The following is a 26169-nucleotide window of genomic DNA, read 5'->3' as shown; positions in this document are numbered from 1 at the left end:
ATGTTATGAACAAATTTTCCAGTGTCTGGGTATTCAGCGATACCCCTTCTCGTCTGCCCGAACTGATGAGTGGCGCGCAGGCTGTAGGTGAAAAAGTTAACGCGTTCGTACTGAACGAAGCGGACAGCGCGACAGCATGTCATTTGGGCGCGGATCATGTCTGGCTGCTCAGCGGCAAACCAGAAGACCGCATGATCGAAGACTACGCTGCTGCGATGGCTGAGACTATTCGTCAGCATAGCGAGGGCGGCGCGGTGCTGCTGCCGAATACGCGTCGGGGCAAGCTGTTGGCGGCAAAGCTGGGCTATCGCTTGTCGGCTGCGGTTTCCAACGACGCCAGCGACGTCGCCCTGCAGGATGGAAAAGCGGCGGTTAAACATATGGTCTACGGCGGTCTGGCGATAGGGGCAGAGACCATCGCTTCGCCGTTTGCCGTGATCACACTCAGCAGCGGAACGTTTGACGCACAACAACCGGATGCTTCCCGCAGCGGCGAGATGCACACCGTGCAGTGGCAGGCTCCGGCCACTGCCGTGACCCGCACCGCAACCCAGGCGCGTCAGAGCAACAGCGTTGACCTCGACAAAGCGCGTCTGGTGGTCAGCGTGGGACGCGGCATCGGCAGCAAAGAGAATATCTCGCTGGCCGAAGCGCTGTGCCAGACGATTGGCGCCGAGCTGGCCTGTTCTCGCCCGGTGGCGGAAAACGAGAAGTGGATGGAGCACGAGCGCTACGTCGGTATCTCCAACCTGATGCTCAAGCCTGAACTGTATCTGGCGGTGGGGATCTCCGGGCAGATCCAACACATGGTCGGCGCCAACGGCGCGCAGACGATTTTCGCCATCAACAAAGATAAAAACGCGCCAATCTTCCAGTATGCGGATTTTGGCATCGTTGGCGATGCGCTGAAGATCCTGCCTGCGCTGACGGCTGCCTTAGCGCGATAAACCATTTCGGGCAGGATGCGAAGGTATCCTGCCGCTGACAGGAGTACGTATGTCCGAAGATATCTTTGATGCCATCATCGTGGGTGCAGGTCTGGCCGGTTCGGTTGCGGCGCTGGTGCTTGCTCGCGAAGGTGCACAGGTGCTGGTTATCGAGCGCGGCAATTCTGCTGGCGCGAAGAATGTCACCGGTGGGCGTTTGTATGCACATAGCCTGGAACGCATCATTCCCGGCTTTGCGGATCAGGCCCCCATTGAACGCATGATCACCCACGAAAAACTCGCCTTTATGACCGACAAAGGGGCGATGACGATGGATTATTGCAACGGCGAGGACGCCGCATCGTCGCAGGTTTCTTATTCCGTTTTGCGCAGTAAATTTGACGCCTGGCTGATGGAGCAGGCCGAAGAGGCGGGGGCGCAACTGATCACCGGTATTCGCGTCGATAACGTCGTTCAGCGTGATGGCAGAGTCGTGGGTGTGGAAGCCGATGGCGATATTCTGGAAGCCAAAGTCGTAATCCTCGCTGACGGGGTGAATTCTCTGCTGGCTGAAAAGCTGGGCATGGCCAAACGCGTTGAGGCATCGCATGTTGCTGTCGGCGTGAAGGAACTGATCGAATTGCCGAAGTCGGTCATTGAAGATCGTTTCCAGTTACAGGGCAACGAAGGTGCCGCCTGTCTGTTTGCCGGAGCGCCGACCGATGGTCTGATGGGCGGTGGCTTCCTGTATACGAATGAAACAACCCTTTCCCTGGGGCTGGTCTGTGGACTTCATCATCTGAAAGACGCGAAAAAATCGGTCCCGCAAATGCTGGAAGATTTCAAACAGCATCCGGCAGTTGCGCCGCTGATCGCCGGTGGCAAGCTGGTGGAATATGCCGCACACGTTGTACCCGAGGCGGGAATGAATATGCAGCCTGAACTGGTGGGCGATGGCGTACTGATTGCCGGGGATGCTGCCGGCATGTGTATGAACCTCGGCTTTACCATCCGTGGTATGGATCTCGCCATATCCGCAGGCGAAGCGGCGGCGAAGACGGTGCTTTCGGCGATGAAGCGCGACGATTTTAGCAAGCAATCGCTGGGGGAATACCGTCAGCATCTGGACGAAGGTCCGATGCGCGATATGCGTATGTACCAGAAACTGCCGGCTTTTCTTGATAATCCCCGCATGTTTACCGCTTATCCCGAAATGGCGGTCAATATCGCGCGCGACCTGTTCACCGTGGATGGCTCCGCGCCGGTGCCGATGCGTAAAAAAATCCTGCGCCATGCGAAGAAAGTGGGCTTCATCAACCTGATGAAAGATGGCCTGAAAGGAGTGACCGTATTATGACATCTCCCGTTAATGTGGACGTCAAACTGGGCGTCAATAAGTTCAATGTGGATGAAGACAGCCCGCACATCATTCTCAAAACCGATCCTGATAAACAGGCGCTGGAGGTGCTGATTAAGGCCTGTCCGGCGGGACTGTATAAAAAGCAGGACGACGGCAGCGTTCGTTTTGATTACGCCGGGTGCCTGGAGTGCGGAACGTGCCGGATCCTCGGCCTTGATACGGCGCTGGAAAAATGGGAATACCCGCGCGGGACGTTTGGCGTGGAGTTCCGCTACGGCTAATAAGTACGAAGTTGTGCCCCCGTAGGCCGGATAAGATGCGGTAGCGTCGCCATCCGGTAATCATGTGGCGCCAATGCCGGATGGCGGCGGAAGCGCCTTATCCGGCCTACAGATGCGCTTTGCCCGTGTTGAAACAGGACATCACCATGCAGCAGCCCAGGAACTTTGATGACCTTAAATTCTCCTCCATTCATCGCAGAATTATGCTGTGGGGAAGCGGCGGCCCGTTCCTTGATGGCTACGTGCTGGTGATCATTGGCGTGGCGCTGGAACAACTGACGCCGCTATTGCACCTTGATGCTGAATGGATTGGCGCGCTCGGCGCGGCTACGCTTGCCGGACTGTTTATCGGCACCTCGTTGTTTGGCTATATTTGCGATAAAGTCGGGCGGCGTAAAATGTTCCTGCTTGATATTATCGCTATCGGCGTTATCTCCGTGGCGACCATGTTTGTTTCCACGCCGCTTGAATTGCTGGTGATGCGCGTTTTAATTGGCATTGTTATCGGCGCGGATTACCCTATCGCCACTTCCATGATTACGGAGTTTTCCAACACCCGCCAGCGTGCGTTCTCCATCGGTTTTATCGCCGCGATGTGGTACGTCGGCGCGACCTGCGCCAACCTGGTGGGTTACTGGCTGTATGACATGGAAGGCGGCTGGCGCTGGATGCTTGGCAGCGCCTTTATCCCGTGCTTAATCATTTTGATTGGCCGCTTTGACCTGCCGGAATCACCACGCTGGCTATTGCGAAAAGGACGGGTAAAAGAGTGCGAACAAATGATGATCAAACTGTTCGGCGAACCGGTCTGCTTTGACGATGAGCCGCCGCAGGAGACCCGCTTCCTGCAACTGTTTAATCGCCGTCATTTCCCGTTTGTACTGTTCGTTGCGGCTATCTGGACCTGTCAGGTAATCCCGATGTTCGCTATCTATACCTTTGGGCCGCAGATCGTCGGGTTACTCGGCTGGGAGCAGGGGCGCAACGCGGCGCTCGGCAATGTGGTGATTAGCCTCTTTTTTATGCTGGGCTGTATACCAGCGATGTTCTGGCTAAACAGTATTGGCCGTCGCCCTCTGCTTATTGGCAGCTTCGCCATGATGACTATCGCGCTGGCACTGCTGGGGCTGGTGTCAAATCTGGGCATCATACTGGTCGTGGTGGCGTTTGCGGTATACGCCTTCTTTTCCGGCGGGCCGGGCATACTGCAATGGCTTTATCCTAATGAACTCTTCCCGACGGATATTCGCGCTTCGGCCGTGGGGGTCATCATGTCATTAAGCCGCATCGGAACCATTGTCTCCACCTGGGCATTACCGATTTTTATTACTCGTTACGGCATTAATAACGTCATGCTGATTGGCGCGTTGATTTCGTTAGTCGGGCTTGGCGTATCGGTGATGTTTGCCCCGGAAACTCGCGGCTTGACGCTAACACAGACCGGAAACATGACTTTGCGCGGAACGCCATCGGATAACCCTCGTTAAGAGTGTTCTGCATTTCTCCCTACTTTTCGCCAATAACGCTACAGTTAACAGTCACATGCTAAAACAACTGAAAAGCAGGGAGAACACCATGCAAAAACGTCTTATGACCGCACTGTTTACCGCAGCAACACTATTCACCGTCGCAGGATGCTCTTCTAACCAGGCGGTTGAAACCACGGATGGCAAAACTATTGTCACCGACGGGAAACCCGAGGTCGATAACGATACCGGTATGGTGTCTTACAAAAACGCCGCCACCGGGAAAACCGAACAGATTAACCGCGATCAGCTGAAAAATATGAGCGAGCTGGATAATTAATTCAATTTTTTCTGATTAGCCGCTCAATAATATTCTCTCTTTATGCGCATCCATTTATTCCCATGCGAATAAACGGATGCCTGAACAGGCAGGGACGCCGGAAAACGTCGAAATACGTTAGACCATTCGCCCGTGTTCCCGCTTTCCCCACCGCGCTGTCCGCTTACATGAGGTTACACTCATCGACATTTCTCTGAACAGCGGCTCAACATTTCCCGGAAAAAAACATATCGCAGGGCATTTATCCTTATGATTAGGTATAAATGACCAGGTATAAGGAACAGGAGTCTGTAATGAAACTGAAACTAATACCTTTTTATTTGCTCGCGCTATTTTCTGCCGCCTCCGGAGCTACGGAGATAAACGCCTGCAAAGACCTGATCGGAACATGGAAAACCACGGCAGATAACCCGCCTTATACCATGACAATATTGCCGCCAGTAGAAGGCTGCGGGGAAAAATGTGTGAAACTGAACGTACAGTATGAACTTGACGTGACTCACCGCAACGCGCTTTATTGCCATGAAGGACAAGAGGGGGTAAAAGGGCAGGGCCCCATGGTGATAGCATTTGAAGGGGCGTATGGTGGACACGCTATTGGAACCTATAACCGACAGCTGCAATTACTGTGGGCTGGCGTAATACCGAAAAATAAAAAGGGGAAATGGATAACGAAAATGGAAAATTACTGGTTCAGGCAGGTAAAAGCGCACTAAATATTACCTTAAAACAGCCCGCAAAACCGTCTTATTCACGAAGGGCTTACTGCCTGCGCGCGCACATTCCAACGGCTTGCCTGCCCCGGATGAACTGTTGATAAAAAAGAGGGCCAGCATCTGTTTCCAGTCGGCCCTGAGTGGATTGTGACGTAACATGGCACCTTGCTGGCGCTCTCTTATTATTTCATGCCTGCGCCCTCGTTATGACGCAATCAGAGCTTTATTTCGTCGCATCGTTATAAACTTCGGCAACGGCTTCAAAATTCGGACCATGCTCACGTGCAGCGATAATATGGTAATATTTTCCGCCTTTCGCATCGGCTAATGCTGACAATTTTTCGCGTAAATCAGTGGGTGAGGAAATCTGCCCGCCACTCTGGGACACATTTATGGTGCCGACCTTAACCAGTTTGAAGTGGCTGATTTCTTGCTTAGAGACCTGCTCTGCCGCAAGCGTGCTGAATGAAGCAACCGTTGCCAGTAATGCGGCGGCAATAATGCATTTTTTCATGGTTCTGTTCCTGTTGCATTGATGATAAGGTTTGCGCAATATCAGTAATCCGTAACGAAATTATTTATACCCTTCATACTTCAAGTGGCTTATGTGTTGGCTACGGATTACCCGGCCCATCCATGGGCCTCGCCCTGACGGGCCGTCGCACGCGACGTTCAAATCTGCTCCCGGCAGATTTGCCGCTCACCCCAGTCACATAATTATCTATGCTCCAGGGGACTCACTCCCTTGCCGCCTTTAAGCAACTCGAATTATTTTGGGTATATAACCTCGGTTGATTATCTGAAAATAGACTTATTTGGTGTGACCGTCTTATATCTTGTTATAGTCACCTCTTTATGTTGTTGTCAATGTAAAATAATGCACTGTCAGTTAAAAAGAAACCTAACCCACTGTAAATAATAGTTTTTATATTATTTCTTGTAATGACGGGCTTTTTATTGAATCACGCGGCAATACGCTAGTTTTATTCATAAGCAACATAACAGAATTGAGTTATGTTTTAATTTCCCAGAGTGATATTACCGGTTGTATGTCTATGGTTGCGCGGCCTGTTACTGATAGTGTTTCTTTCGGGGCGATTTTATTGTAGCGGTATAGGATAATCACCGTAGCTGAAGGGAAAAGGCACGAACACAGCGCCATAGAGTATGTTTAATAATGTATTTTTTTATGAAGTAATGTCTGCAGTTGTATCTCTAAAATAAAAACAATGAACTTTTCATCTAAATAATTTTTCAGTGAATTATGGTTATTTATTAATATATTTCTAATTTGAAATACAAATCAATTTATAACACATATTCTTACCCGGAAGGCATTGATACATATCCACGCTTCCTCGTACAGTAATAAATGAATATGTGATAAAGTTACTGACTACAGGTATAATAATATGAGTAATAAAAAAAATCTGTCCACAGAAGAGACGGATCTTACGCGTAGGAAACTGTTAACCAGTGCCGGTATTCTTGCCGCCGGCGGTATGTTATCCGGCGCGGTAAAGGCTGATGAAAAATGCGCCGTCAAGGCGAAACCGGCGTGGGATAAACCGTTTACCGGCGAAATCCCGGAAAAATTGCCAGAAGGATATAATATTCTGTTAGTCGTGACCGACCAGGAGCGTTTTTTTCCTACGTTTCCTTTCCCGGTACCCGGCAGAGAGCGGCTCATGAAAACGGGGGTGACATTCTGTAATCATCAGAATACCAGTAATGTCTGTACGCCTTCCCGCTCCGTATTGTATACCGGCTTACATATGCCCCAGACAAAGATGTTTGATAATCTGGGATTACCCTGGATGCCGTATGACCTTGACCCCGCTCTTGGAACCACAGGCCATATGATGCGGGAACTGGGATACTATACGGCCTATAAAGGTAAGTGGCATCTTACAGAAAAACTGGAGAAGCCTTTGCCTGACGAAAAAGATGAGGATATTGATGTCGGGGATATTCCTGAACCAGAATTACATAAAATTATGGAAAAATATGGTTTTGCTGACTATCACGGCATCGGCGATATTATTGGCCATAGTAAAGGCGGCTATTTTTATGATTCAACCACCACGGCTCAGACTATAAATTGGTTAAGATGCAAGGGGCAGCCCTTGAATGACCAACACAAGCCCTGGTTCCTGGCCGTTAACCTCGTTAATCCTCATGACGTCATGTTTATTGATACCGATAAAGAGGGAGAAAAGGTACAGTGGCGTGGCGAGTTGGATCAGGATGATAATACCCTGGCGCCCACGCAGCCGCCGGAAAACGAGCTTTATCAGGCAAGCTGGCCGAACTATCCGCTGCCGGCAAACAGGCATCAATCATTCAATGAGCAGGGAAGACCGCCGGCGCATCTTGAATACCAGACGGCGCGCGCTGCGCTGGAAGGGCAGTTTCCTGATGAAGATCGTCGTTGGCGTAAACTGCTTGACTACTATTTCAACTGTATCCGCGATTGTGATACTCACCTTGACCGGATATTAAATGAACTTGATGCCCTCAAGTTAACTGATAAAACGATTGTTGTATTTACTGCCGATCATGGCGAATTAGGCGGAAGCCATCAGATGCACGGTAAAGGCGCTTCCGTTTATAAAGAACAGATCCATGTACCGATGATTATTTCCCACCCGGCGTACCCCGGTAATAAGAAATGTCAGGCGTTGACCTGTCATCTTGATATCGCGCCGACATTAGTTGGGCTGACCGGTTTGCCGGAAGAAAAACAGCACCAGGCGTTAGGCAACCGCAAAGGCGTTAATTTTAGCGGATTGCTAAAAAACCCGGAAGGCGTTGCGGTTAATGCGGTGAGAAATGCCAGCTTATATTGCTATGGCATGATCTTGTATACCGATGCCCATTATCTCCACCGCGTTATCGCGCTACAAAGAGATAAACAAAAAACGGTGGCCCAAATCAAGCAGGAAATATCCCATTTGCATCCTGATTTCAGCCATCGTTCAGGGACGCGGATGATTAACGATGGCCGTTATAAGTTTGCACGCTATTTCTCGCTAAGGGAGCATAATACGCCGGAAACCTGGGAGGATCTTATTAAGTACAACGATCTTGAACTTTACGATCTTAAAAATGATCCCGATGAGAACCATAACCTTGCTGCTGATAAACAGAAATATCAGGATCTCATTCTTACGATGAATGAAAAACTGAATAAAATTATCAAGGACGAAATTGGCGTGGATGACGGCAGTTTTATGCCGGATGCGGCCCATGAGCCGTGGGATCTTACTATTGAGCAGTTTAACCGCATGGCGAAAGATTAAGAGCCTGACCCATTAGGCTATTTTACTCGCCATTTTGGGACCGGGCAGTGCTCAAAATCCTCACGTACTACGTGTACGCTCCGGTTTCTGCGCGCTGATCGGCCCCAAACTGGCTTCAACAATTACGCCTGGTGGGCCAGGCTCTAAGTGCCTGACCCATTAGGTTAATTTATGCGTCGGCGATCTGGCATCCAGCGTGTCTGGAGGTTCAGATGCTGTTGGCGCTGCGCTTATTGGGCCTGTGTCATCATGTAATGGATTGATATTACAGTCATTACAGGAAAATTTAGCGCAGCGCCGCCCGACAAGAAGGCCTTAAACCGATTTGTCAGCAATTTAAGGCTGCCATCATCACCAACCTTTCCACACCGGATCGCGCTTTTCCGCAAACGCCTGCGGCCCTTCGAGAGCGTCTTCCGGGGGCAGGATGGCGTCAACTCCTGGCTGGCGTTAATTCAATTTTTTCTGGTTAGCCGCTCAATAATATTCACTATTAGCCTGGCGAATTTGTCACTACACTTTGTGATAAAAAACAGATCATCACAGGCTAATCATGATCCTCATTATTTATGCGCATCCGTATCCGCATCATTCTCATGCGAATAAGCGGATGCTTGAACAGGCAGGGACGCTGGAAAACGTCGAAATACGTTCGCTTTATCACCTCTATCCCGATTTCAATATTGACGTTGCCGCCGAGCAGGAGGCGCTGTCGCGCGCGAGTCTTATCGTCTGGCAGCATCCGATGCAGTGGTACAGCGTCCCTCCTTTACTCAAATTATGGATGGATAAAGTCCTCACCCACGGCTGGGCTTACGGTCACGGCGGTACGGCATTGCGCGGTAAATATCTGCTGTGGGCGGTAACGACCGGCGGCGGTGAAAACCATTTTACTATCGGTTCACATCCGGGATTTGATGTCCTCTCTCAGCCGCTACAGGCGACGGCGCTCTATTGCGGCCTCAAATGGCTGCCGCCGTTTGCCATGCACTGCACGTTCATTTGCGATGACGACACCTTACAGGCGCAGGCGCGTCAGTATAAACAGCGTTTACTGGCATGGCAGGAGGTGAATCATGGATAGCCATACTCTACTGCAGGCGCTGATCTATCTTGGTTCGGCGGCGTTGATTGTGCCGATTGCGGTACGTTTGGGCTTAGGATCGGTGCTGGGGTATCTGATTGCGGGGTGTATTATCGGCCCCTGGGGACTACGGCTGGTGACGGACGCCGAATCTATTCTGCATTTTGCGGAAATCGGCGTCGTGCTGATGTTGTTTGTTATTGGGCTTGAGCTGGACCCGCAACGGTTATGGAAGCTGCGCGCCTCGGTATTTGGCGGCGGCGCGTTACAGATGGTGGTCTGCGGCGGACTGATTGGTCTGTTCTGTATGTTTCTTGGCCTGCGTTGGCAGGTGGCGGAACTGATTGGCATGACGCTGGCGCTTTCGTCCACGGCTATCGCCATGCAGGCAATGGATGAGCGTAACCTGACCGTTTCACAAGTAGGACGTAGCGCATTCGCAGTGCTCTTGTTCCAGGATATCGCGGCGATCCCGCTGGTGGCGATGATTCCGCTGCTGGCCGCCAGCGGCGCATCCACCACGCTTGGCGCGTTTGCGCTATCGGCGTTGAAAGTCGCAGGCGCGTTGGCGCTGGTGGTGCTGCTGGGACGCTACGTCACGCGCCCGGCGCTGCGCTTTGTCGCGCGTTCTGGTTTGCGGGAAGTGTTCAGCGCCGTGGCGCTATTTCTGGTGTTTGGTTTCGGCCTGTTGCTGGAAGAGGTTGGGCTGTCAATGGCGATGGGCGCGTTCCTGGCGGGCGTTCTGCTGGCGAGTTCAGAATATCGTCATGCGCTGGAAAGCGATATTGAACCCTTTAAGGGGTTGCTGCTGGGGCTGTTCTTTATTGGCGTCGGCATGTCGATTGATTTCGGCACGCTGGTGGAGAATCCGCTGCGCATTCTGCTGTTGTTGGCCGGTTTTCTGACAATCAAAATCGTCATGCTGTGGCTGGTCGCGAGGCCCCTGGGTGTACCGGCAAAACAGCGTCGCTGGTTTGCCGTCTTATTAGGCCAGGGAAGTGAGTTTGCGTTTGTGGTTTTTGGCGCGGCGCAAATGGCGGGTGTACTTGAGCCGGAATGGGCAAAAGCGCTGACGCTGGCGGTCGCGCTGTCGATGGCGGCAACGCCGATTTTTCTGGTGCTGCTGACGCGCATGGAGAAGACCGCGACGGGTGAAGCGCGCGAGGCGGATGAAATCGACGAAGAGCAGCCGCGGGTTATTGTGGCCGGGTTTGGACGATTTGGGCAGATAGCCGGGCGTTTGCTGCTGTCGAGCGGGGTGAAGATGGTGGTGCTCGATCACGATCCCGATCATATCGAAACGCTGCGTAAATTCGGCATGAAGGTTTTTTATGGCGACGCGACGCGTATGGATTTGCTGGAATCTGCCGGAGCGGCGAAGGCGGAGGTATTGATTAACGCCATTGACGATCCGCAAACCAATTTGCAACTGAGTGAACTGGTGAAGTCGCATTTCCCGCATCTGCAGATTATCGCCCGCGCCCGTGATGTCGATCATTACATTCGCCTGCGCCAGGCTGGTGTGGCGATGCCCGAACGTGAAACCTTCGAAGGCGCGCTCAAAAGCGGGCGACAGGCGCTGGAAGCGCTGGGGCTGGGGCGTTATGAAGCCCGCGAGCGCGCGGATCTGTTCCGCCATTTTAATACCCGGATGGTGGAAGATATGGCGAAAGGGGAAAACGATCCGTTATCTCGTGCCGCCGCCTATAAACGTACCAGCGCGATGTTGAGCGAAATTATTACCGAGGACCGGGAGCATCTGTCGTTGATTCAGCGCCACGGCTGGCAGGGAACGGCTGAGGGCAAACATTCCGGGGAGGTCGCCGATGAACCCGAGGTCAAACCGTCAATCTAAAGTAAAAAATGTGATGTTCTGCAAACTTTACTGCTAATTGGCTGTTTTTGAACTACTGTAATGCTAGCGCTCCACATCAAATGAGTGGCGTCGCCAGCAGAACGAAAAATTTTCGTGCTCATCCTCTTTTCGTCAGTCGACGAAAGATTGCGCTTTACGTATAGTGGCGGCAATTTTTTTTGTATCAGGAAATAATTAATGATCAGTCTGATTGCGGCGTTAGCGGTGGATCGCGTCATCGGTATGGAAAACGCCATGCCGTGGAACCTGCCTGCCGATCTCGCCTGGTTTAAACGTAACACGTTAAATAAACCTGTCGTCATGGGACGTCACACCTGGGAGTCCATCGGGCGCCCCTTACCGGGACGTAAAAATATTGTTATCAGCAGCCAGCCGGGCACCGACGATCGCGTGCAGTGGGTGAAGTCTGTCGATGAGGCGATTGCCGCTTGCGGCGATGCGCCGGAAATTATGGTCATTGGCGGCGGGCGCGTGTACGAGCAGTTCCTGCCAAAGGCGCAGAAGCTTTATCTGACGCATATTGATGCGGAAGTCGAAGGCGATACCCATTTTCCGGATTATGAACCGGATGACTGGGAATCGGTATTCAGTGAGTTTCACGATGCCGACGCGCAGAATTCTCACAGCTATTGTTTCGAGATTCTGGAACGTCGTTAACACTGTAGTGCCGGATGGCGGCGAAACACGCCTTATCCGGCCTACTCTTGAGCCAGATGTAGGCCTGAAAAGCGTAGCGTCATCAGGCATAAACCAATTCTTGAGCCAGATGTAGGCCTGATAAGCGTAGCGCCATCAGGCATAAACCTATCAGGCGTTGACCGCTTCGCCTTCGCCCATATCCATCTGGCGGTTTGACGGCTGCACAAAATACTGTTTATCTTCCCAGCGTAAACAGGTCAACTCCCCGCCCCAGCAGCAGCCGGTATCCAGCGCGTAAATACCTTCTGGCGTCCCTTTCCCTTCCAGCGACGCCCAGTGCCCGAACGCAATACTGTAAGCCTCGCTCACCGGCCCCGGAATGGCGAACCACGGCTTCAGCGGCGCAGGGGCATTTTCCGGCGACGCTTTGCTGTACATATCCAGTTGACCGTTAGGAAAGCAGTAACGCATACGGGTAAAGGCATTAGTAATAAAGCGTAGCCGCGCCAGACCGCTTAACTCCGGCGACCAGTTATTCGGCATATCGCCATACATCGCGTCGAGGAAAAACGGGTACGAGTCGCTCGACAGCACCGCTTCAACATCGCGGGCGCACTCTTTTGCCGTCTGCAAATCCCACTGCGGGGTAATACCCGCATGCGCCATGACCAGCTTTTTCTCTTCATCTACCTGCAACAGCGGCTGACGGCGTAACCAATTCAACAGCTCATCGGCGTCCGGCGCTTCAAGAAGCGGGGTCAGCCGGTCTTTAGGTTTGTTGCGGCTAATCCCGGCGAATACGGCCAACAGGTGTAAATCGTGATTCCCCAGCACCAAACGCACGCTATTGCCAAGTGATTTGACGTAGCGTAACACGTCCAGCGAACCGGGACCGCGGGCGACCAAATCGCCAGTCAGCCACAGAGTGTCTGTATCTGGCGTAAATTCCACTTGCTGTAATAAGGCGATCAGTTCGTCGTAGCAACCGTGAACGTCGCCGATGAGATAAGTTGCCATTGTTATAATTTTAGTGAATGAGTGTAGGGACGGCGAGTCGAAACACGGGAATGTCGATGGTAAAGGCGTCGCCATTTTCATCGATCATTTCGTAATGACCCTGCATGGTGCCCAGCGGCGTTTCAATTACCGCGCCGCTGGTGTATTGATACTCTTCGCCAGGCGCAATGCGCGGCTGGACGCCAACCACACCTTCGCCCTGGACTTCGGTTTCACGGCCATGACCATTGGTGATTAGCCAGTAGCGGCCCAATAGCTGCACTGGCGCCCGGCCCAGATTGCGGATGGTTACGGTATAGGCAAAAACGTAACGTTCATCGTCAGGTGAGGATTGCGCCTCAATGTAGACGCTTTGCACCTGAATACACACTCTGGGCGAATTGATCATGTTTAACTCTCCTTCAAAGGCGCGTTTACCGACAGATAATTGGCCATCTGGCAGTACTGCGCGACAGAGATATTTTCCGCGCGCATTGCCGGGTCAATACCCATTTCCGTCAACGTCTCAACGCTAAAAAGGTTGCCGAGACTGTTACGGATCGTTTTACGGCGCTGGTTAAAGGCCTCGGTGGTAATACGGCTCAACACGCGAATATCTTTAACCGGGTAAGGCATTGTTGCGTGTGGAACCAGACGCACCACGGCGGAGTCCACTTTGGGCGGCGGCGTGAAGGCGGATGGCGGCACTTCAAGCACCGGGATCACCTGACAGTAATATTGCGCCATCACGCTTAAACGACCATACGCTTTGCTGTTCGGCCCTGCAACCAGACGATTTACCACTTCTTTTTGCAACATAAAGTGCATGTCGGCAATGGCATCAGTATAGCTAAAGAGATGGAACATCAGCGGGGTGGAGATATTATAGGGCAGATTGCCGAACACACGCAGCGGTTGGCCCAACTGCGTAGACAGCTCGCCAAAGTTCATGGTCATGGCGTCCTGCTGATAAATAGTCAGCTTCGGCCCTAAGAACGGATGGGTTTGCAAACGCGCCGCCAGATCGCGGTCAAGTTCAATGACCGTGAGCTTATCCAGTCGTTCGCCGACCGGCTCCGTCAGCGCCGCCAGACCGGGGCCGATTTCAACCATCGCCTGGCCTTTTTGCGGATTAATAGCAGAAACAATACTGTCGATCACAAACCGATCGTTGAGAAAGTTTTGCCCGAAGCGTTTACGGGCTAAATGGCCCTGATGGACTCGATTATTCATTGGGTATTAACAATCATTTTGATGGCGAGATTAAGCGCCGTAATAAAACTGCCGACATCCGCTTTTCCACGGCCCGCCAGTTCAAGCGCGGTGCCGTGGTCAACGGAGGTTCGAATAAAAGGTAGGCCGAGCGTAATATTCACTCCCCGACCGAATCCCTGGTATTTTAGCACGGGCAGGCCCTGATCGTGGTACATCGCCAGCACCGCGTCGGCATTATCGAGATATTTGGGCTGAAACAGCGTATCAGCAGGTAGCGGCCCGTTGAGTTTCATCCCCTGCGCCCGCAGCTCGTCGAGCACCGGAATGATGGTGTCTATCTCTTCCGTGCCCATATGACCGCCTTCGCCCGCGTGCGGATTCAGGCCACAGACAAGAATGCGCGGTTCGGCAATACCAAATTTGGTCCGCAAATCGTGATGCAAAATAGCAATCACTTCGTGCAAAAGCGCAGGGGTGATGGCGTCTGCAATCGCCCGTAGCGGCAGATGCGTGGTCGCCAGCGCCACGCGAAGTTCTTCGGTTGCCAGCATCATCACGACTTTTTTCGCCTGCGAACGCTCTTCGAAAAACTCGGTATGACCGGTAAACGGAATGCCTGCGTCGTTAATAACGCCTTTGTGCACGGGGCCTGTGATCAGCGCGGCAAATTCACCGTTCAGACAGCCATCACACGCTCGCGCCAGCGTCTCTACCACATAGGGGCCATTTTCTACCGTCAACTGACCGGGGATGGCAGGCGCGTGCAGCGAGACCGGCAATAGGGTCAGCGTTCCCGCGGGCTGCGGCGCAGCGGGGACATCAGGCGAGTAAGGGAGAAGCGAGAGGGGCAGGCCGAGCATGGCGGCCCGCTCCGTCAGGAGCGCGCCGTCCGCACAGACGACCAGTTCAATCGGCCACGCGCGTTGCGCCAGTTGGACAACAAGATCGGGGCCAATCCCGGCGGGTTCGCCGGGAGTGATAACAACGCGTTGCGCACTGCTCATTAGTTACTCAAAATCTTAACGTAAGCGCTGGCGCGCTGTTCTTGCATCCAGGTCGCCGCTTCTTCTGAGAATTTACGGTTCATCAGCATACGATAAGCGCGATCTTTCTGCGCCGCATCGGTTTTGTCTACCTTACGCGTATCCAGCAATTCGATCAGATGCCAGCCGAAAGAGGAGTGTACCGGCGCGCTTATTTGGCCTTTATGCAGCTTCGTCAGCGCGTCGCGGAACGCCGGATCGAAAATATCTGGCGTAGCCCAACCCAAATCACCGCCCTGGTTAGCGGAGCCCGGGTCCTGAGAGTACTCTTTCGCCGCAGCGGCAAATGTGGTTTTACCACTCTTAATGTCAGCCGCGATTTCTTCCAGCTTCAGGCGCGCCTGCTGATCGTTCATGATCGGCGACGGCTTAAGCAGAATGTGACGAGCGTGAACTTCGGTCACGGAGATACTCTGGCTCTGACCGCGCAGGTCGTTTACTTTCAGAATGTGGAAGCCGACGCCGGAGCGAATCGGGCCGACAATGTCGCCTTTCTTCGCGGTGCTCAGCGCCTGGGCGAAAATCCCCGGCAGCTCCTGGATACGGCCCCAGCCCATCTGACCGCCTTTTAGCGCCTGCTGGTCGGCAGAGTAGGTAATCGCCAGTTTGCCGAAATCTGCGCCGTTACGCGCTTCTTCAACAATGCTTTCCGCCTGGCGCTGCGCGTCGTTAACCTGCTCGGAGGTTGGGTTTTCCGGCAGAGCAATCAGGATATGGCTCAGGTTCAGCTCGGTGCTGGCGTCGTTTTGGGTGCCAATCTGTTTTGCCAGCGCGTCAACTTCTTGCGGCAAAACGGTGATACGGCGACGAACCTCGTTGTTGCGCACTTCAGAGATAATCATCTCTTTACGAATCTGGTTACGGTAGGTTGAATAGTTCAGCCCATCGTAAGCCAGGCGGCTGCGCATCTGATCCATCGTCATATTGTTTTGTTTGGCGATGTTGGCGATGGCCTGATCCAACTGCTCATCCGTGATCTTCACCCCCATCTTCTGACCCATCTGCAGGATAATTTGATCCATAATCAAACGTTCCAGGATCTGGTGACGCAGCGTGGCGTCGTCCGGAAGCTGCTGACCTGCCTGACCCGCGTTAAGTTTGACTGATTGCATTAAGCCATCAACGTCGCTTTCCAGCACGACGCCATTATTGACGACGGCTGCGACTTTATCGACTACCTGGGGGGCAGCGAAACTGGTATTCGCGATCATGGCGATACCGAGAAGCAGCGTTTTCCAGTTCTTCATACTTTTTCCATTTCAATTAACCGCAATGCGGATTACGTTGTAAATCAATCAGATTACATAGAGCTTTGGTACGGCAGAATGTTCGAACGCAACATTTCTTGCGTGCCGAGGCCGTAGTTAGAGCTCAAACCGCGCAGCTCAATGTTGAAGCCAATCGCGTTATCATAAATCGCGTGTTGTTTATCGTTATCCCAACCGTTCAGCTTACGTTCGTATCCGACGCGGATCGCATAGCAGCAAGAGTTGTACTGCAAGCCGAGCATCTGGTCTGCAGGTTTGCTCGAATTGGTATCGAAGTAGTACGCGCCGACAATCGACCAGCGATCGGCAATCGGCCAACTTGCCACCGCGCCCACCTGGTTGATGCCGTTTTTATACTGCTCTGCCGTGGAATAATACGAAGGCAACGTAGCCTGAATATATTCCGGGCTGGCATAGCGGTAGTTCAACTGTACCAGACGATCCTGATCCCGACGGTATTCGAGGCTGCTGCTGCTGGTAGCGACGCTATCCAGACGGGTATCGTACTGCACTCCGCTACGCAGCCCCCAGCGTTCTGAAATACGCCAGTAAGTGTCGCCTGCCCAAACCAGCGAACCGGTTTTGTCGTCATTCTCCCATTTAATGTTGTCATCGCCGGTGCGAGACTCCGTGAAATAGTAGATTTGACCAACAGAAACGTTAAAACGTTCAACGGCGGCATCATCATAAACGCGTGTTGTGACGCCGGTCGTGACCTGGTTGGCGGAAGCAATACGGTCGAGGCCACCATAAGTGCGGTCGCGGAACAGGCCGTTATAGTCGGATTGCAGCAAAGAAGAATCGTAGTTATAGATGCCGCTCTGGTCGCGGTACGGCACATACAGGTACTGCACGCGTGGTTCCAGCGTCTGGGTATACCCCGGCGCCAGCATCGCCATATCGCGTTCGAAGACGAGCTTACCGTCGACTTTAAACTGTGGCATGACGCGGTTAACCGAATCTTCCAGTTTTTTGCTGTTATTGGCGTTGTACCAGTCCAGATTCGTTTGCTGATAGTGCGTCGCCATCAGCTTCGCTTCGGTGTTCAGGCTGCCCCAGCGGTTGGAGAGCGGCAAATTGATGGTTGGCTCCAGGTGGACGCGGGTCGCTTCCGGCATATTGTCTTTGGTGTTGACGAAATGTACCGCCTGGCCGTAAATCCGGGTATCAAACGGCCCGAGATCGTTATAGTAGTAGTTAACGTCTAACTGCGGCTCCGCAGAGTAGCTGCTGGTGTTCTGATCGTTAAACACCTGGAATTGCTTGGTCGACACCGTAGCGTCAAAGTTTTGTACGGCGTAGCCGACGCTGAATTTCTGCGTTGCGTAGCCGTCGGTACTGGAACCGTACTTACTGTCGAAATCATTAAAATAGCTGGAGTCGCTGACTTTGGTGTAATCGACGTTAAAACGCCACACCTGATCCATCACGCCTGAGTGCTGCCAGTAGAATAACCAGCGGTGCTTATCGCCCTCTTTGGGATGTTCGTCCTCGTAGACTTTATCAGAAGGCAGATAATCTAATTCCATCAACCCGGCGCCTGCCTGCGTGAGATAACGGAATTCGTTCTCCCACATAATATTGCCGCGGCGGTGCATATAGTGCGGGGTGATGGTGGCGTCCATATTGGGCGCGATGTTCCAGTAATACGGTAAGTAGAACTCGAAATAGTTCTTGGTCGTGTATTTCGCGTTCGGGATCAGGAAACCTGAGCGACGTTTGTCACCGACGGGGAGCTGTAAATAGGGGCTATAAAAGATCGGAACCGGACCTACTTTAAACCGGGCGTTCCAGATCTCCGCAACCTGTTCTTCACGGTCATGGATGACTTCACTCCCCACCACGCTCCAGGTATCGGAGCCAGGCAGACAGGAGGTAAAGCTGCCGTTTTCCAGAATGGTATAGCGGTTTTCGCCGCGCTGCTTCATGAGATCGGCTTTACCGCGTCCCTGACGGCCCACCATCTGGTAATCGCCTTCCCAGACGTTCGTGTCTTTGGTGTTCAGGTTCGCCCAGCCCTTCGGCCCTTTAAGGATGACTTGATTGTCATCATAATGCACATTACCCAGCGCATCGACGGTGCGTACAGGTTCCGGCTGACCTTCCGCCTGCTTCTGATGAAGCTGCACTTCATCCGCTTGCAGGCGGCTATTCCCCTGCATAATGTCCACGTTGCCGGTAAAAACGGCATCGTCCGGGTAGTTACCTTTAGCGTTATCGGCATTGATAGTAACCGGCAGATCGTTGGTATCGCCTTTTACCAGAGGACGATCGTAGCTCGGCACGCCCAACATACACTGTGAGGCGAGATCGGCTGCCAGCCCCTGATGACTATAAAGGGCGCTGGCGATCATGGTGGCCAGAAGAGTGGGAATACGTTTTTTCATACGTTGTATTTATTGTTCCATCATCGGTAGCGTTGCGCGTGACAAACGGTCACAGCCTAACTTACTCATCTTCGCTGCGCCAGTGTTAATCCTGCCGTTTAGCGTCTGTGGTGTTAGGCACGGCATTGAATGACAGGTATGATAATGCAAATTATAGGCGATGTCCCACAATTGACCGTAGCCTTCATTCGCAGAAAAGCACCTTATTTTGTGGGAGATAGCCTCACCGATAGCGTAACGTTTTGGGGAGTCTATGCAGTACTGGGGAAAGATAATTGGCGTCGCCGTAGCCCTGATGATGGGCGGCGGCTTTTGGGGCGTGGTCCTGGGTCTGCTGGTGGGCCATATGTTCGACAAAGCCCGCAGCCGAAAAATGGCGTGGTTTGCCAACCAGCGGGAACGGCAGGCGCTGTTTTTTGCCACCACCTTTGAGGTGATGGGCCACTTAACCAAATCAAAAGGACGGGTGACGGAAGCGGATATTCATATCGCCAGTCAGTTGATGGATCGCATGAATTTACACGGCGATTCACGTACTGCCGCGCAGAACGCCTTTCGGGTCGGAAAAGCGGATAATTACCCATTACGTGAAAAGATGCGGCAGTTTCGTAGCGTCTGCTTCGGGCGTTTTGATCTGATCCGGATGTTTCTGGAAATTCAGATCCAGGCGGCGTTTGCCGATGGCTCGCTGCACCCTAATGAGCGGGAAGTGCTGTATGTGATTGCGGAAGAGTTAGGTATTTCCCGCGTACAGTTCGATCAGTTTCTGCGCATGATGCAGGGCGGCGCGCAGTTTGGCGGTGGTTATCATCAACAGTCCGGCGGCGGCTGGCAGCAGGCGCAGCGCGGCCCGACGCTGGAAGATGCCTGTAATGTGCTGGGGGTTAAAACCACCGACGATGCAACCACCATTAAACGCGCTTATCGCAAACTGATGAGCGAGCATCATCCGGACAAACTGGTCGCGAAAGGTTTGCCGCCGGAAATGATGGAAATGGCGAAGCAAAAAGCGCAGGAAATTCAGAAAGCGTATGAGCTAATCAAAGAACAGAAAGGCTTCAAGTGATTGAATTGCCGGATGCGGCTAGCGCCTTATCCGGCCTACGTTAATGAATGTAGGCCGGGCAAGCGAAGCGCCCCGGCATAAATTGGCTCAGAATTTAAAAATCTGCCGGGACTTTAAACGTCATGCTGTTACCGTAAGCGGGATGGGTAATGGTCAGCATTTCGGCGTGTAACTGCAAACGCGGCGCCAGCGACAACGCTTCCGGCGAGGCGTAAAACCGATCGCCTAAAATCGGGTGGCCTAACGCCAGCATATGCACACGAAGCTGATGCGAACGTCCGGTGATCGGTTTTAGCACCACGCGGGCGGTATTATCCGCCGCAAACTCCACCACGTTATATTCCGTTTGCGCCGGTTTGCCGGTTTCATAACACACTTTCTGCTTTGGCCGGTTCGGCCAGTCGCAGATGAGCGGTAAGTCGACCAGTCCTTCCGCCGGGGAGGGATGCCCCCATACGCGCGCCACATACTGCTTTTTCGGCTCACGTTCGCGGAACTGGCGTTTTAGCTCCCGCTCCGCGGCTTTGGTCAGCGCCACTACAATCACGCCGCTGGTGGCCATATCCAGACGATGCACCGATTCTGCCTGCGGGTAGTCGCGCTGGATACGCGTCATAATGCTGTCTTTGTGCGCTTCCAGACGCCCCGGCACGGACAACAGGCCGCTGGGCTTATTGACCACCATAATGTGCTCATCCTGATACAGGATAACCAGCCAGGGTTCCTGCGGCGGATTGTAGTTTTCCATCCCCATGTACGGCTCCGTTATTGGTGCGTGACGACGATAAGACGCAGCGCGTCCAGACGCCAGCCTGCCTGATTCAGGCTTTCCAGCACCTGCTGACGGTTACTGTCGATAGCGGCAAGTTCGTCGTCGCGAATGTTCGGGTTGACGGCGCGAAGCGCTTCCAGACGCGACAGTTCCCCGGACAGTTTTTCATCCGCCTCGCGACGCGCGTTATCAATCAGCGCTCTGGCGGACTTTTCAATCTGAGTTTCGCCCAGTTGCAAAATGGCGTGGACGTCCTGTTGCACGGCGTTAACCAGTTTGCTACCGGTGTGGCGATTCACGGCGCTGAGCTGGCGGTTGAAGGTTTCAAACTCGACCTGGGCGGCCAGATTGTTGCCGTTTTTATCTAACAGCATACGTACCGGCGTCGGCGGCAGGAAGCGGTTCAGTTGTAGCTGTTTCGGCGCCTGCGCTTCCACGACATAAACCAGTTCGACCAGCAGCGTGCCGACGGGCAGCGCTTTATTTTTCAACAACGAAATGGTGCTGCTGCCGGTATCGCCGGAGAGGATCAGATCCAGTCCGTTACGGATGAGCGGATGTTCCCAGGTAATAAACTGCGCATCTTCGCGAGACAGGGCTACGTCACGTTCAAACGTGATAGTACAGCCGTCTTCCGGCAGGCCGGGGAAATCCGGCACCAACATGTGATCGGACGGCGTCAACACGATCAGGTTGTCGCCGCGATCGTCCTGGTTAATGCCGACGATATCGAACAGGTTCATGGCGAACGCGATCAGGTTGGTGTCGTCGTCCTGTTCTTCAATGCTTTGTGCGAGCTGTTGGGCTTTTTCTCCGCCGTTGGAGTGGATCTCCAGCAGGCGGTCGCGGCCCTGTTCTAACTGGGCTTTTAGCGCTTCATGTTGCTCGCGGCAGGATTTGATCAGATCGTCAAACCCGTCGGTTTCTTCAGGCGCGGCCAGATAGTTAATCAGACTGGCGTAGGCTGAATCATAAATCGCGCGACCGGTCGGGCAGGTGTGCTCAAAGGCGTCCAGCCCTTCGTGATACCAGCGAACCAGCACCGACTGGGCGGTTTTTTCCAGGTACGGGACGTGGATCTGGATATCATGCGCCTGGCCGATACGATCCAGACGACCAATACGCTGTTCCAGCAGATCCGGGTTAAACGGCAAGTCGAACATCACCAGATTGCTGGCAAACTGGAAGTTACGTCCTTCGGAGCCGATTTCAGAACATAACAGCACCTGCGCGCCGGTATCTTCTTCGGCGAACCAGGCGGCGGCGCGGTCGCGTTCGATAATCGACATGCCCTCATGGAACACGGCGGCGCGGATGCCTTCGCGTTCGCGCAGCACCTGCTCCAGCTGTAACGCGGTGGTCGCCTTAGCGCAGATCACCAGCACTTTTTGCGAACGATGGCTGGTCAGATAGCCCATTAGCCACTCAACGCGTGGGTCGAAGTTCCACCAGGTGCCGGTATCGCCTTCGAACTCCTGATAAATTTGTTCCGGATAGAGCATATCGCGGGCGCGATCTTCCGCGCTCTTACGCGCGCCCATAATGCCGGAGACCTTAATGGCGGTCTGATACTGGGTCGGCAGCGGCAGTTTTACCGTATGCAGTTCACGTTTCGGGAACCCCTTGACGCCGTTACGGGTGTTGCGGAACAGAACGCGGCTGGTGCCGTGGCGATCCATCAGCATCGACACCAGCTCATCACGGGCGGCCTGCGCGTCGTCGCGATCGCTATTAGCGGCCTGCAACAGCGGTTCAATATCCTGTTCGCCGATCAGATCGCCCAGCCTGTTCAGTTCGTCGTTGCTGAGTTTATTGCCCGCCAGCAGCATGGCCACCGCATCGGCGACAGGGCGGTAGTTTTTCTGTTCTTCGACAAACTGTTCGAAATCGTGGAAACGGTTCGGATCCAGCAGGCGCAGACGGGCGAAATGGCTTTCCATCCCCAGCTGTTCTGGCGTGGCGGTCAGCAGCAGCACGCCCGGTACGCGTTCAGCTAATTGTTCGATGGCCATATATTCACGGCTCGGCGCATCGGTGCTCCACACCAGATGATGCGCTTCGTCGACCACCAGCAAATCCCACTCGGCGTCGCACAAATGTTCCAGACGCTGCTTATTACGGCGGGCGAAATCCAGCGAGCAGATCACCAGTTGCTCGGTTTCAAACGGGTTATACGCGTCGTGCTGCGCTTCGGTATAGCGTTCGTCATCGAACAGCGCGAAGCGCAGGTTGAAACGGCGCAGCATTTCTACCAGCCACTGGTGTTGCAGGGTTTCCGGAACAATGATCAATACGCGTTCCGCCGCGCCGGATAATAACTGTTGATGCAGAATCATCCCGGCTTCAATGGTTTTACCTAAGCCCACCTCATCCGCCAGCAGTACGCGCGGCGCATGGCGACGACCCACATCATGAGCGATATTAAGCTGATGCGGGATCAGGTTGGTCCGCTGACCGCGCAGGCCGCTGTATGGCATCCGGTACTGCTCGCTCTGAAATTTACGGGCGCGATAGCGCAGCGCGAACCGATCCATTCGATCGATTTGACCGGCGAACAGACGATCCTGGGGCTTACTGAAAACCAACTTGCTGTCGAGCAGAACTTCGCGCAACGTCACATTGGTCTCTTCGGTATCCAGGCGGGTGCCGACATAAACAAGCAGGCCATTTTCTTCTTTTACTTCATCGATATGTAGCTGCCAGCCTTCATGGCTTGTAATCGTATCGCCAGGGTTGAACATGACGCGGGTCACGGGAGAATCACTGCGCGCATACAGGCGGTTTTCTCCCGTGGACGGGAAAAGTAAGGTGACGGTTCGCGCATCCATCGCAACAACGGTTCCAAGTCCCAGCTCGCTTTCTGTATCGCTGATCCAGCGTTGACCAAGTGTAAAAGGCATATGTGTTCGGCTCTATATCTTTAATTGCAGGCATTACTCGCCATTCCCAGGCGACAGCACTGGATAATTGCGAGTATACGACCCCGCTACCAGGCTAATGTGGTAGTGGCGTTAATTAGGTCCAGGAATGGAAAGGGCGCTATGGTACTGGAAGGCGGCGCTTTCGTCACGCGTCAAAATAGCCCCAGTTGCCCGGTCAGTAGTGTAGCAAAATTATCTTCAACGAAGGGAAGAATTCCTTCCGCCACGGGTTGTAGCTGGCGGGTAAGATAGTGTTCGTAATCCAGCGGCGACTGCTGGTAATCCACGGGCTCGGGGCCGTTAACAGTCCAGACATATTTTATGGCGCCGCGATTCTGATACTGCGCCGGACGACCCCGCTTCAGGTTTTGTTCATCCGCCAGCCGGGCGGCGCGAACGTGCGGCGGGATGTTACGTTGGTACTCATGTAAAGGGCGACGCAGACGCTTACGATAAACCAACTGCGCGTCCAGTTCGCCCGCCATCAGTTTATCAATAGTCTCGCGCACATAGTCTTGATAAGGTTCATTGCGAAAAACACGCAGATACAGCTCCTGTTGAAAGCGCTGCGCCAGCGGCGTCCAGTCGGTCCGCACCGTTTCCAGACCTTTAAATACCATACGCTGGCTGTCGCCTTCCTGAATCAGGCCCGCGTAGCGTTTTTTACTGCCAGTATCCGCGCCGCGGATGGTCGGCATCAGAAAGCGACAAAAGTGGGTTTCAAACTCCAGCTCCAGCGCGCTGGTCAAATTTTGCTGTTGTAACGTCTGCGCCCACCATTCGTTCACGTGACGCACCAGCCTGTGCCCGATTTCCGCCGCGTCGGCTTCTGAATGCGCGCGCCGGAGCCAGACGAAAGTGGAATCGGTATCGCCATAAATCACGTCATAACCCTGCGCCTCAATCAGCGCTTTGGTCTGGCGCATAATCGCATGACCGCGCATGGTGATTGACGACGCCAGACGGGGATCGAAAAAGCGACAGGCCGTGGTGCCGAGTACGCCATAAAAGGCGTTCATAATGATTTTAAGCGCCTGCGAGAGCGGTTTATTACCCTGACGTTTGGCTTCATCGCGCCCGTGCCAGATTTGGCTAACAATTTCCGGCAGGCAGTGCTTTTCTCGTGAAAACCAGGCGTCAAGGAAACCTTCGGTACTGTGTTCCGGATCCGGCTGCGCCATGCCTTCGACCAGCCCGACGGGATCAATCAAAAACGTGCGGATAATCGACGGGTACAGGCTTTTATAATCCAGCACCAGTACTGAATCGTATAATCCGGGTTGTGAATCCATTACGTAGCCGCCGGGACTTGCCAGCGGCGGCACTTCGCCGAGATTGGGCGCGACATAGCCGGCGCGGTGCATTCGCGGAAAGTAAAGATGCCCAAATGCGGCGACCGAACCGCCGTGGCGATCGACCGGCAGGCCGTTGATCGTCGCGCGTTCCAGCAAAAACGGCATGATCTCGGTTTTATGGAAAATGCGCGTGACCAGCTCGCAGTCTTTCAGGTTGTAGGTGGCGAGGGCGGGTTTATCCTGGGCAAAGCGGCGATCGATCTCATCCATACGATCCCAGGGATTATCAATGGATTTTCCTTCGCCGAGCAGTTCCTGCGAGACGGCTTCCAGCGAAAAAGACGAAAAATTCCAGAACGCGGATTTAAGCGCGTCGATACCATCGATAATGACTCGCCCTCTGGCCTGGGCGAAAAAAACGCCGTTTTTGAAGCCATGTTCGCGCCACTCCAGTTCGCTATTGTCTCGCCCCAGCCGTAAAGGGATACGGTAGCGTTCGGCATGTTTTTGCAGCATACGCAGGTCGAACTGCACCACGTTCCAGCCGATGATGACGTCGGGATCATGTTCGGCAAACCAGGCGTTGAGTTTTTCCAGCAGCTGCGGGCGGCTGGCGACATACACAAGCTCGAAGTCCAGTTGGCGGTCATCGCCATTCGCCGGGCCCAGCATATAAACGGTACGCTGGCCGCAGCCTTCCAGACCAATGCAATACAGTTCGCCGTGTCGCGTGGTTTCGATATCCAGCGAGACCCATTTTAGCGGCGGTCGATAGTCGGGGTGGGGTTTAAGACGCGCATTGCGGATAACGCCGTTGCGCATCTCGCCGTCTACCCAAACGGGCGACGTAATAAAACGCTCCATCAGGTAACGTTCCGGCGGGCGTACATCCGCTTCATAAACGGTGACGCCGTTTTCGCGCAGCAGTTTCTCCATCCGCATAAGCTGGCGGTGAGTACGGCAATACAGACCGGAGACCGGCTGACGATGAAAGTCTCGCAGCTGGAGCGGCGTCAGGCGATAGTCTTTTTCCGCCTGTAGCAGCGAGGCGGCGCGGGAGGTCTGGCTGGTCGGAATAAACGCCACGGACTCTTGCGGCGCCAGCGTCGCCTGCACAGGGCCGTTGTCTGTCGCCAGCCAGAAAGAGACCTCCGTTCCTTGCGGCGTATCCCGCCAGTGCCGGGTTAAAATGAAACCTGCCTGCGCCACGATGATT

At 53.6% G+C, this 26169-nt stretch carries 21 protein-coding genes; 11 read left to right on the top strand and 10 right to left on the bottom strand.

Annotation, left to right across the window (positions count from 1 at the left end; all coding sequences use genetic code 11):
- Positions 1–5: 5 nt before the first annotated feature.
- From J4614_RS07265 to J4614_RS07240, 6 genes are all read left to right on the top strand, one after another.
- Positions 6–947 (top strand): electron transfer flavoprotein subunit alpha/FixB family protein, encoded by a 942-nt coding sequence (locus J4614_RS07265; protein ID WP_001032188.1) that lies wholly within the window; start codon positions 6–8, stop codon positions 945–947.
- 49 nt (positions 948–996) lie between these two features.
- Positions 997–2283: an FAD-dependent oxidoreductase gene (locus J4614_RS07260; RefSeq protein ID WP_001287767.1), complete on the top strand. Its 1287-nt coding sequence runs from the start codon at positions 997–999 to the stop codon at positions 2281–2283.
- Positions 2280–2567 carry a ferredoxin-like protein FixX gene (gene fixX / locus J4614_RS07255; protein WP_000203736.1) on the top strand — a complete coding sequence of 96 codons (288 nt, stop codon included), beginning with the start codon at positions 2280–2282 and terminating at the stop codon, positions 2565–2567. The genes J4614_RS07260 and fixX overlap by 4 nt, the downstream gene beginning before the upstream one ends.
- 146 nt (positions 2568–2713) lie before the next feature.
- Positions 2714–4054: an MFS transporter gene (locus J4614_RS07250; RefSeq protein ID WP_001187057.1), complete on the top strand. Its 1341-nt coding sequence runs from the start codon at positions 2714–2716 to the stop codon at positions 4052–4054.
- A gap of 88 nt (positions 4055–4142) precedes the next feature.
- Entirely contained in the window at positions 4143–4373 is a 231-nt protein-coding gene (locus J4614_RS07245) for a YgdI/YgdR family lipoprotein (RefSeq protein WP_001172089.1), read from the top strand.
- 299 nt (positions 4374–4672) lie between these two features.
- Complete coding sequence (locus J4614_RS07240) at positions 4673–5089, top strand: hypothetical protein (protein ID WP_000767274.1); 417 nt, start codon at positions 4673–4675, stop codon at positions 5087–5089.
- Between the two features lie 223 nt (positions 5090–5312).
- Here J4614_RS07240 and srfN read toward each other — a convergent pair whose 3' ends face one another.
- Positions 5313–5603 carry a DUF1471 family virulence protein SrfN gene (gene srfN, locus J4614_RS07235; protein ID WP_000710534.1) on the bottom strand — a complete coding sequence of 97 codons (291 nt, stop codon included), beginning with the start codon at positions 5601–5603 and terminating at the stop codon, positions 5313–5315.
- An 898-nt stretch (positions 5604–6501) separates the two neighbouring features.
- Between srfN and J4614_RS07230 the strand changes: the two genes are divergently transcribed.
- The 4 genes from J4614_RS07230 to folA all read left to right on the top strand — a co-directional run bounded on the left by J4614_RS07230 (position 6502) and on the right by folA (position 12008).
- A complete protein-coding gene (locus tag J4614_RS07230) occupies positions 6502–8391 on the top strand; it encodes a sulfatase-like hydrolase/transferase (protein ID WP_000066328.1) in 1890 nt (629 codons plus the stop codon).
- A gap of 553 nt (positions 8392–8944) precedes the next feature.
- Positions 8945–9475, top strand: coding sequence for a glutathione-regulated potassium-efflux system oxidoreductase KefF (gene kefF, locus J4614_RS07225; protein ID WP_000600713.1), 531 nt, complete (start codon positions 8945–8947; stop codon positions 9473–9475).
- A complete protein-coding gene (gene kefC / locus J4614_RS07220; protein ID WP_000377157.1) occupies positions 9468–11330 on the top strand; it encodes a glutathione-regulated potassium-efflux system protein KefC in 1863 nt (620 codons plus the stop codon). The genes kefF and kefC overlap by 8 nt, the downstream gene beginning before the upstream one ends.
- Positions 11331–11528: 198 nt before the next feature.
- Entirely contained in the window at positions 11529–12008 is a 480-nt protein-coding gene (folA, locus tag J4614_RS07215) for a type 3 dihydrofolate reductase (RefSeq protein WP_000624379.1), read from the top strand.
- 150 nt (positions 12009–12158) lie between these two features.
- On the opposite strand, the gene apaH is transcribed toward folA, so the two are convergent.
- From apaH to lptD, 6 genes are read right to left on the bottom strand one after another with little or no spacing between them, the layout of a single operon-like run.
- A complete protein-coding gene (gene apaH / locus J4614_RS07210; RefSeq protein WP_000257211.1) occupies positions 12159–13007 on the bottom strand; it encodes a bis(5'-nucleosyl)-tetraphosphatase (symmetrical) ApaH in 849 nt (282 codons plus the stop codon).
- 10 nt (positions 13008–13017) lie between these two features.
- A complete protein-coding gene (apaG, locus tag J4614_RS07205) occupies positions 13018–13395 on the bottom strand; it encodes a Co2+/Mg2+ efflux protein ApaG (protein WP_000610894.1) in 378 nt (125 codons plus the stop codon).
- Between the two features lie 2 nt (positions 13396–13397).
- Positions 13398–14219 (bottom strand): 16S rRNA (adenine(1518)-N(6)/adenine(1519)-N(6))-dimethyltransferase RsmA, encoded by an 822-nt coding sequence (gene rsmA / locus J4614_RS07200; RefSeq protein ID WP_208293116.1) that lies wholly within the window; start codon positions 14217–14219, stop codon positions 13398–13400.
- Positions 14216–15205 carry a 4-hydroxythreonine-4-phosphate dehydrogenase PdxA gene (pdxA, locus tag J4614_RS07195; protein WP_000092999.1) on the bottom strand — a complete coding sequence of 330 codons (990 nt, stop codon included), beginning with the start codon at positions 15203–15205 and terminating at the stop codon, positions 14216–14218. The genes rsmA and pdxA overlap by 4 nt, the downstream gene beginning before the upstream one ends.
- Positions 15205–16491 carry a peptidylprolyl isomerase SurA gene (gene surA / locus J4614_RS07190; RefSeq protein ID WP_000800482.1) on the bottom strand — a complete coding sequence of 429 codons (1287 nt, stop codon included), beginning with the start codon at positions 16489–16491 and terminating at the stop codon, positions 15205–15207. Before surA ends, pdxA begins: the two co-directional genes overlap by 1 nt.
- 53 nt (positions 16492–16544) lie before the next feature.
- On the bottom strand, positions 16545–18899 hold the full coding sequence (gene lptD, locus J4614_RS07185; protein ID WP_000746125.1) for an LPS assembly protein LptD: 2355 nt from the start codon (positions 18897–18899) through the stop codon (positions 16545–16547).
- Between the two features lie 253 nt (positions 18900–19152).
- Here lptD and djlA point away from each other — a divergent pair, with 253 nt between their 5' ends.
- A complete protein-coding gene (gene djlA / locus J4614_RS07180; RefSeq protein ID WP_001200595.1) occupies positions 19153–19965 on the top strand; it encodes a co-chaperone DjlA in 813 nt (270 codons plus the stop codon).
- Positions 19966–20059: 94 nt separating this feature from the next.
- On the opposite strand, the gene rluA is transcribed toward djlA, so the two are convergent.
- From rluA to polB, 3 genes are all read right to left on the bottom strand, one after another.
- On the bottom strand, positions 20060–20719 hold the full coding sequence (gene rluA / locus J4614_RS07175) for a bifunctional tRNA pseudouridine(32) synthase/23S rRNA pseudouridine(746) synthase RluA (RefSeq protein WP_000525196.1): 660 nt from the start codon (positions 20717–20719) through the stop codon (positions 20060–20062).
- Between the two features lie 11 nt (positions 20720–20730).
- Complete coding sequence (gene rapA / locus J4614_RS07170) at positions 20731–23637, bottom strand: RNA polymerase-associated protein RapA (RefSeq protein WP_001116966.1); 2907 nt, start codon at positions 23635–23637, stop codon at positions 20731–20733.
- 173 nt (positions 23638–23810) lie between these two features.
- On the bottom strand, positions 23811–26162 hold the full coding sequence (gene polB / locus J4614_RS07165; protein ID WP_023137260.1) for a DNA polymerase II: 2352 nt from the start codon (positions 26160–26162) through the stop codon (positions 23811–23813).
- Between the last annotated feature and the right edge of the window lie 7 nt (positions 26163–26169).

The sequence above is a fragment of the Salmonella sp. 32031103-2018-00083-FB-01-SM-01 genome, assembly GCF_017571995.1.
Classification (GTDB): Bacteria; Pseudomonadota; Gammaproteobacteria; order Enterobacterales; family Enterobacteriaceae; genus Salmonella; species Salmonella enterica.
Note: the sequence above shows the minus strand (reverse complement) of the source record. Positions and strands in the feature narration are given on the sequence as shown.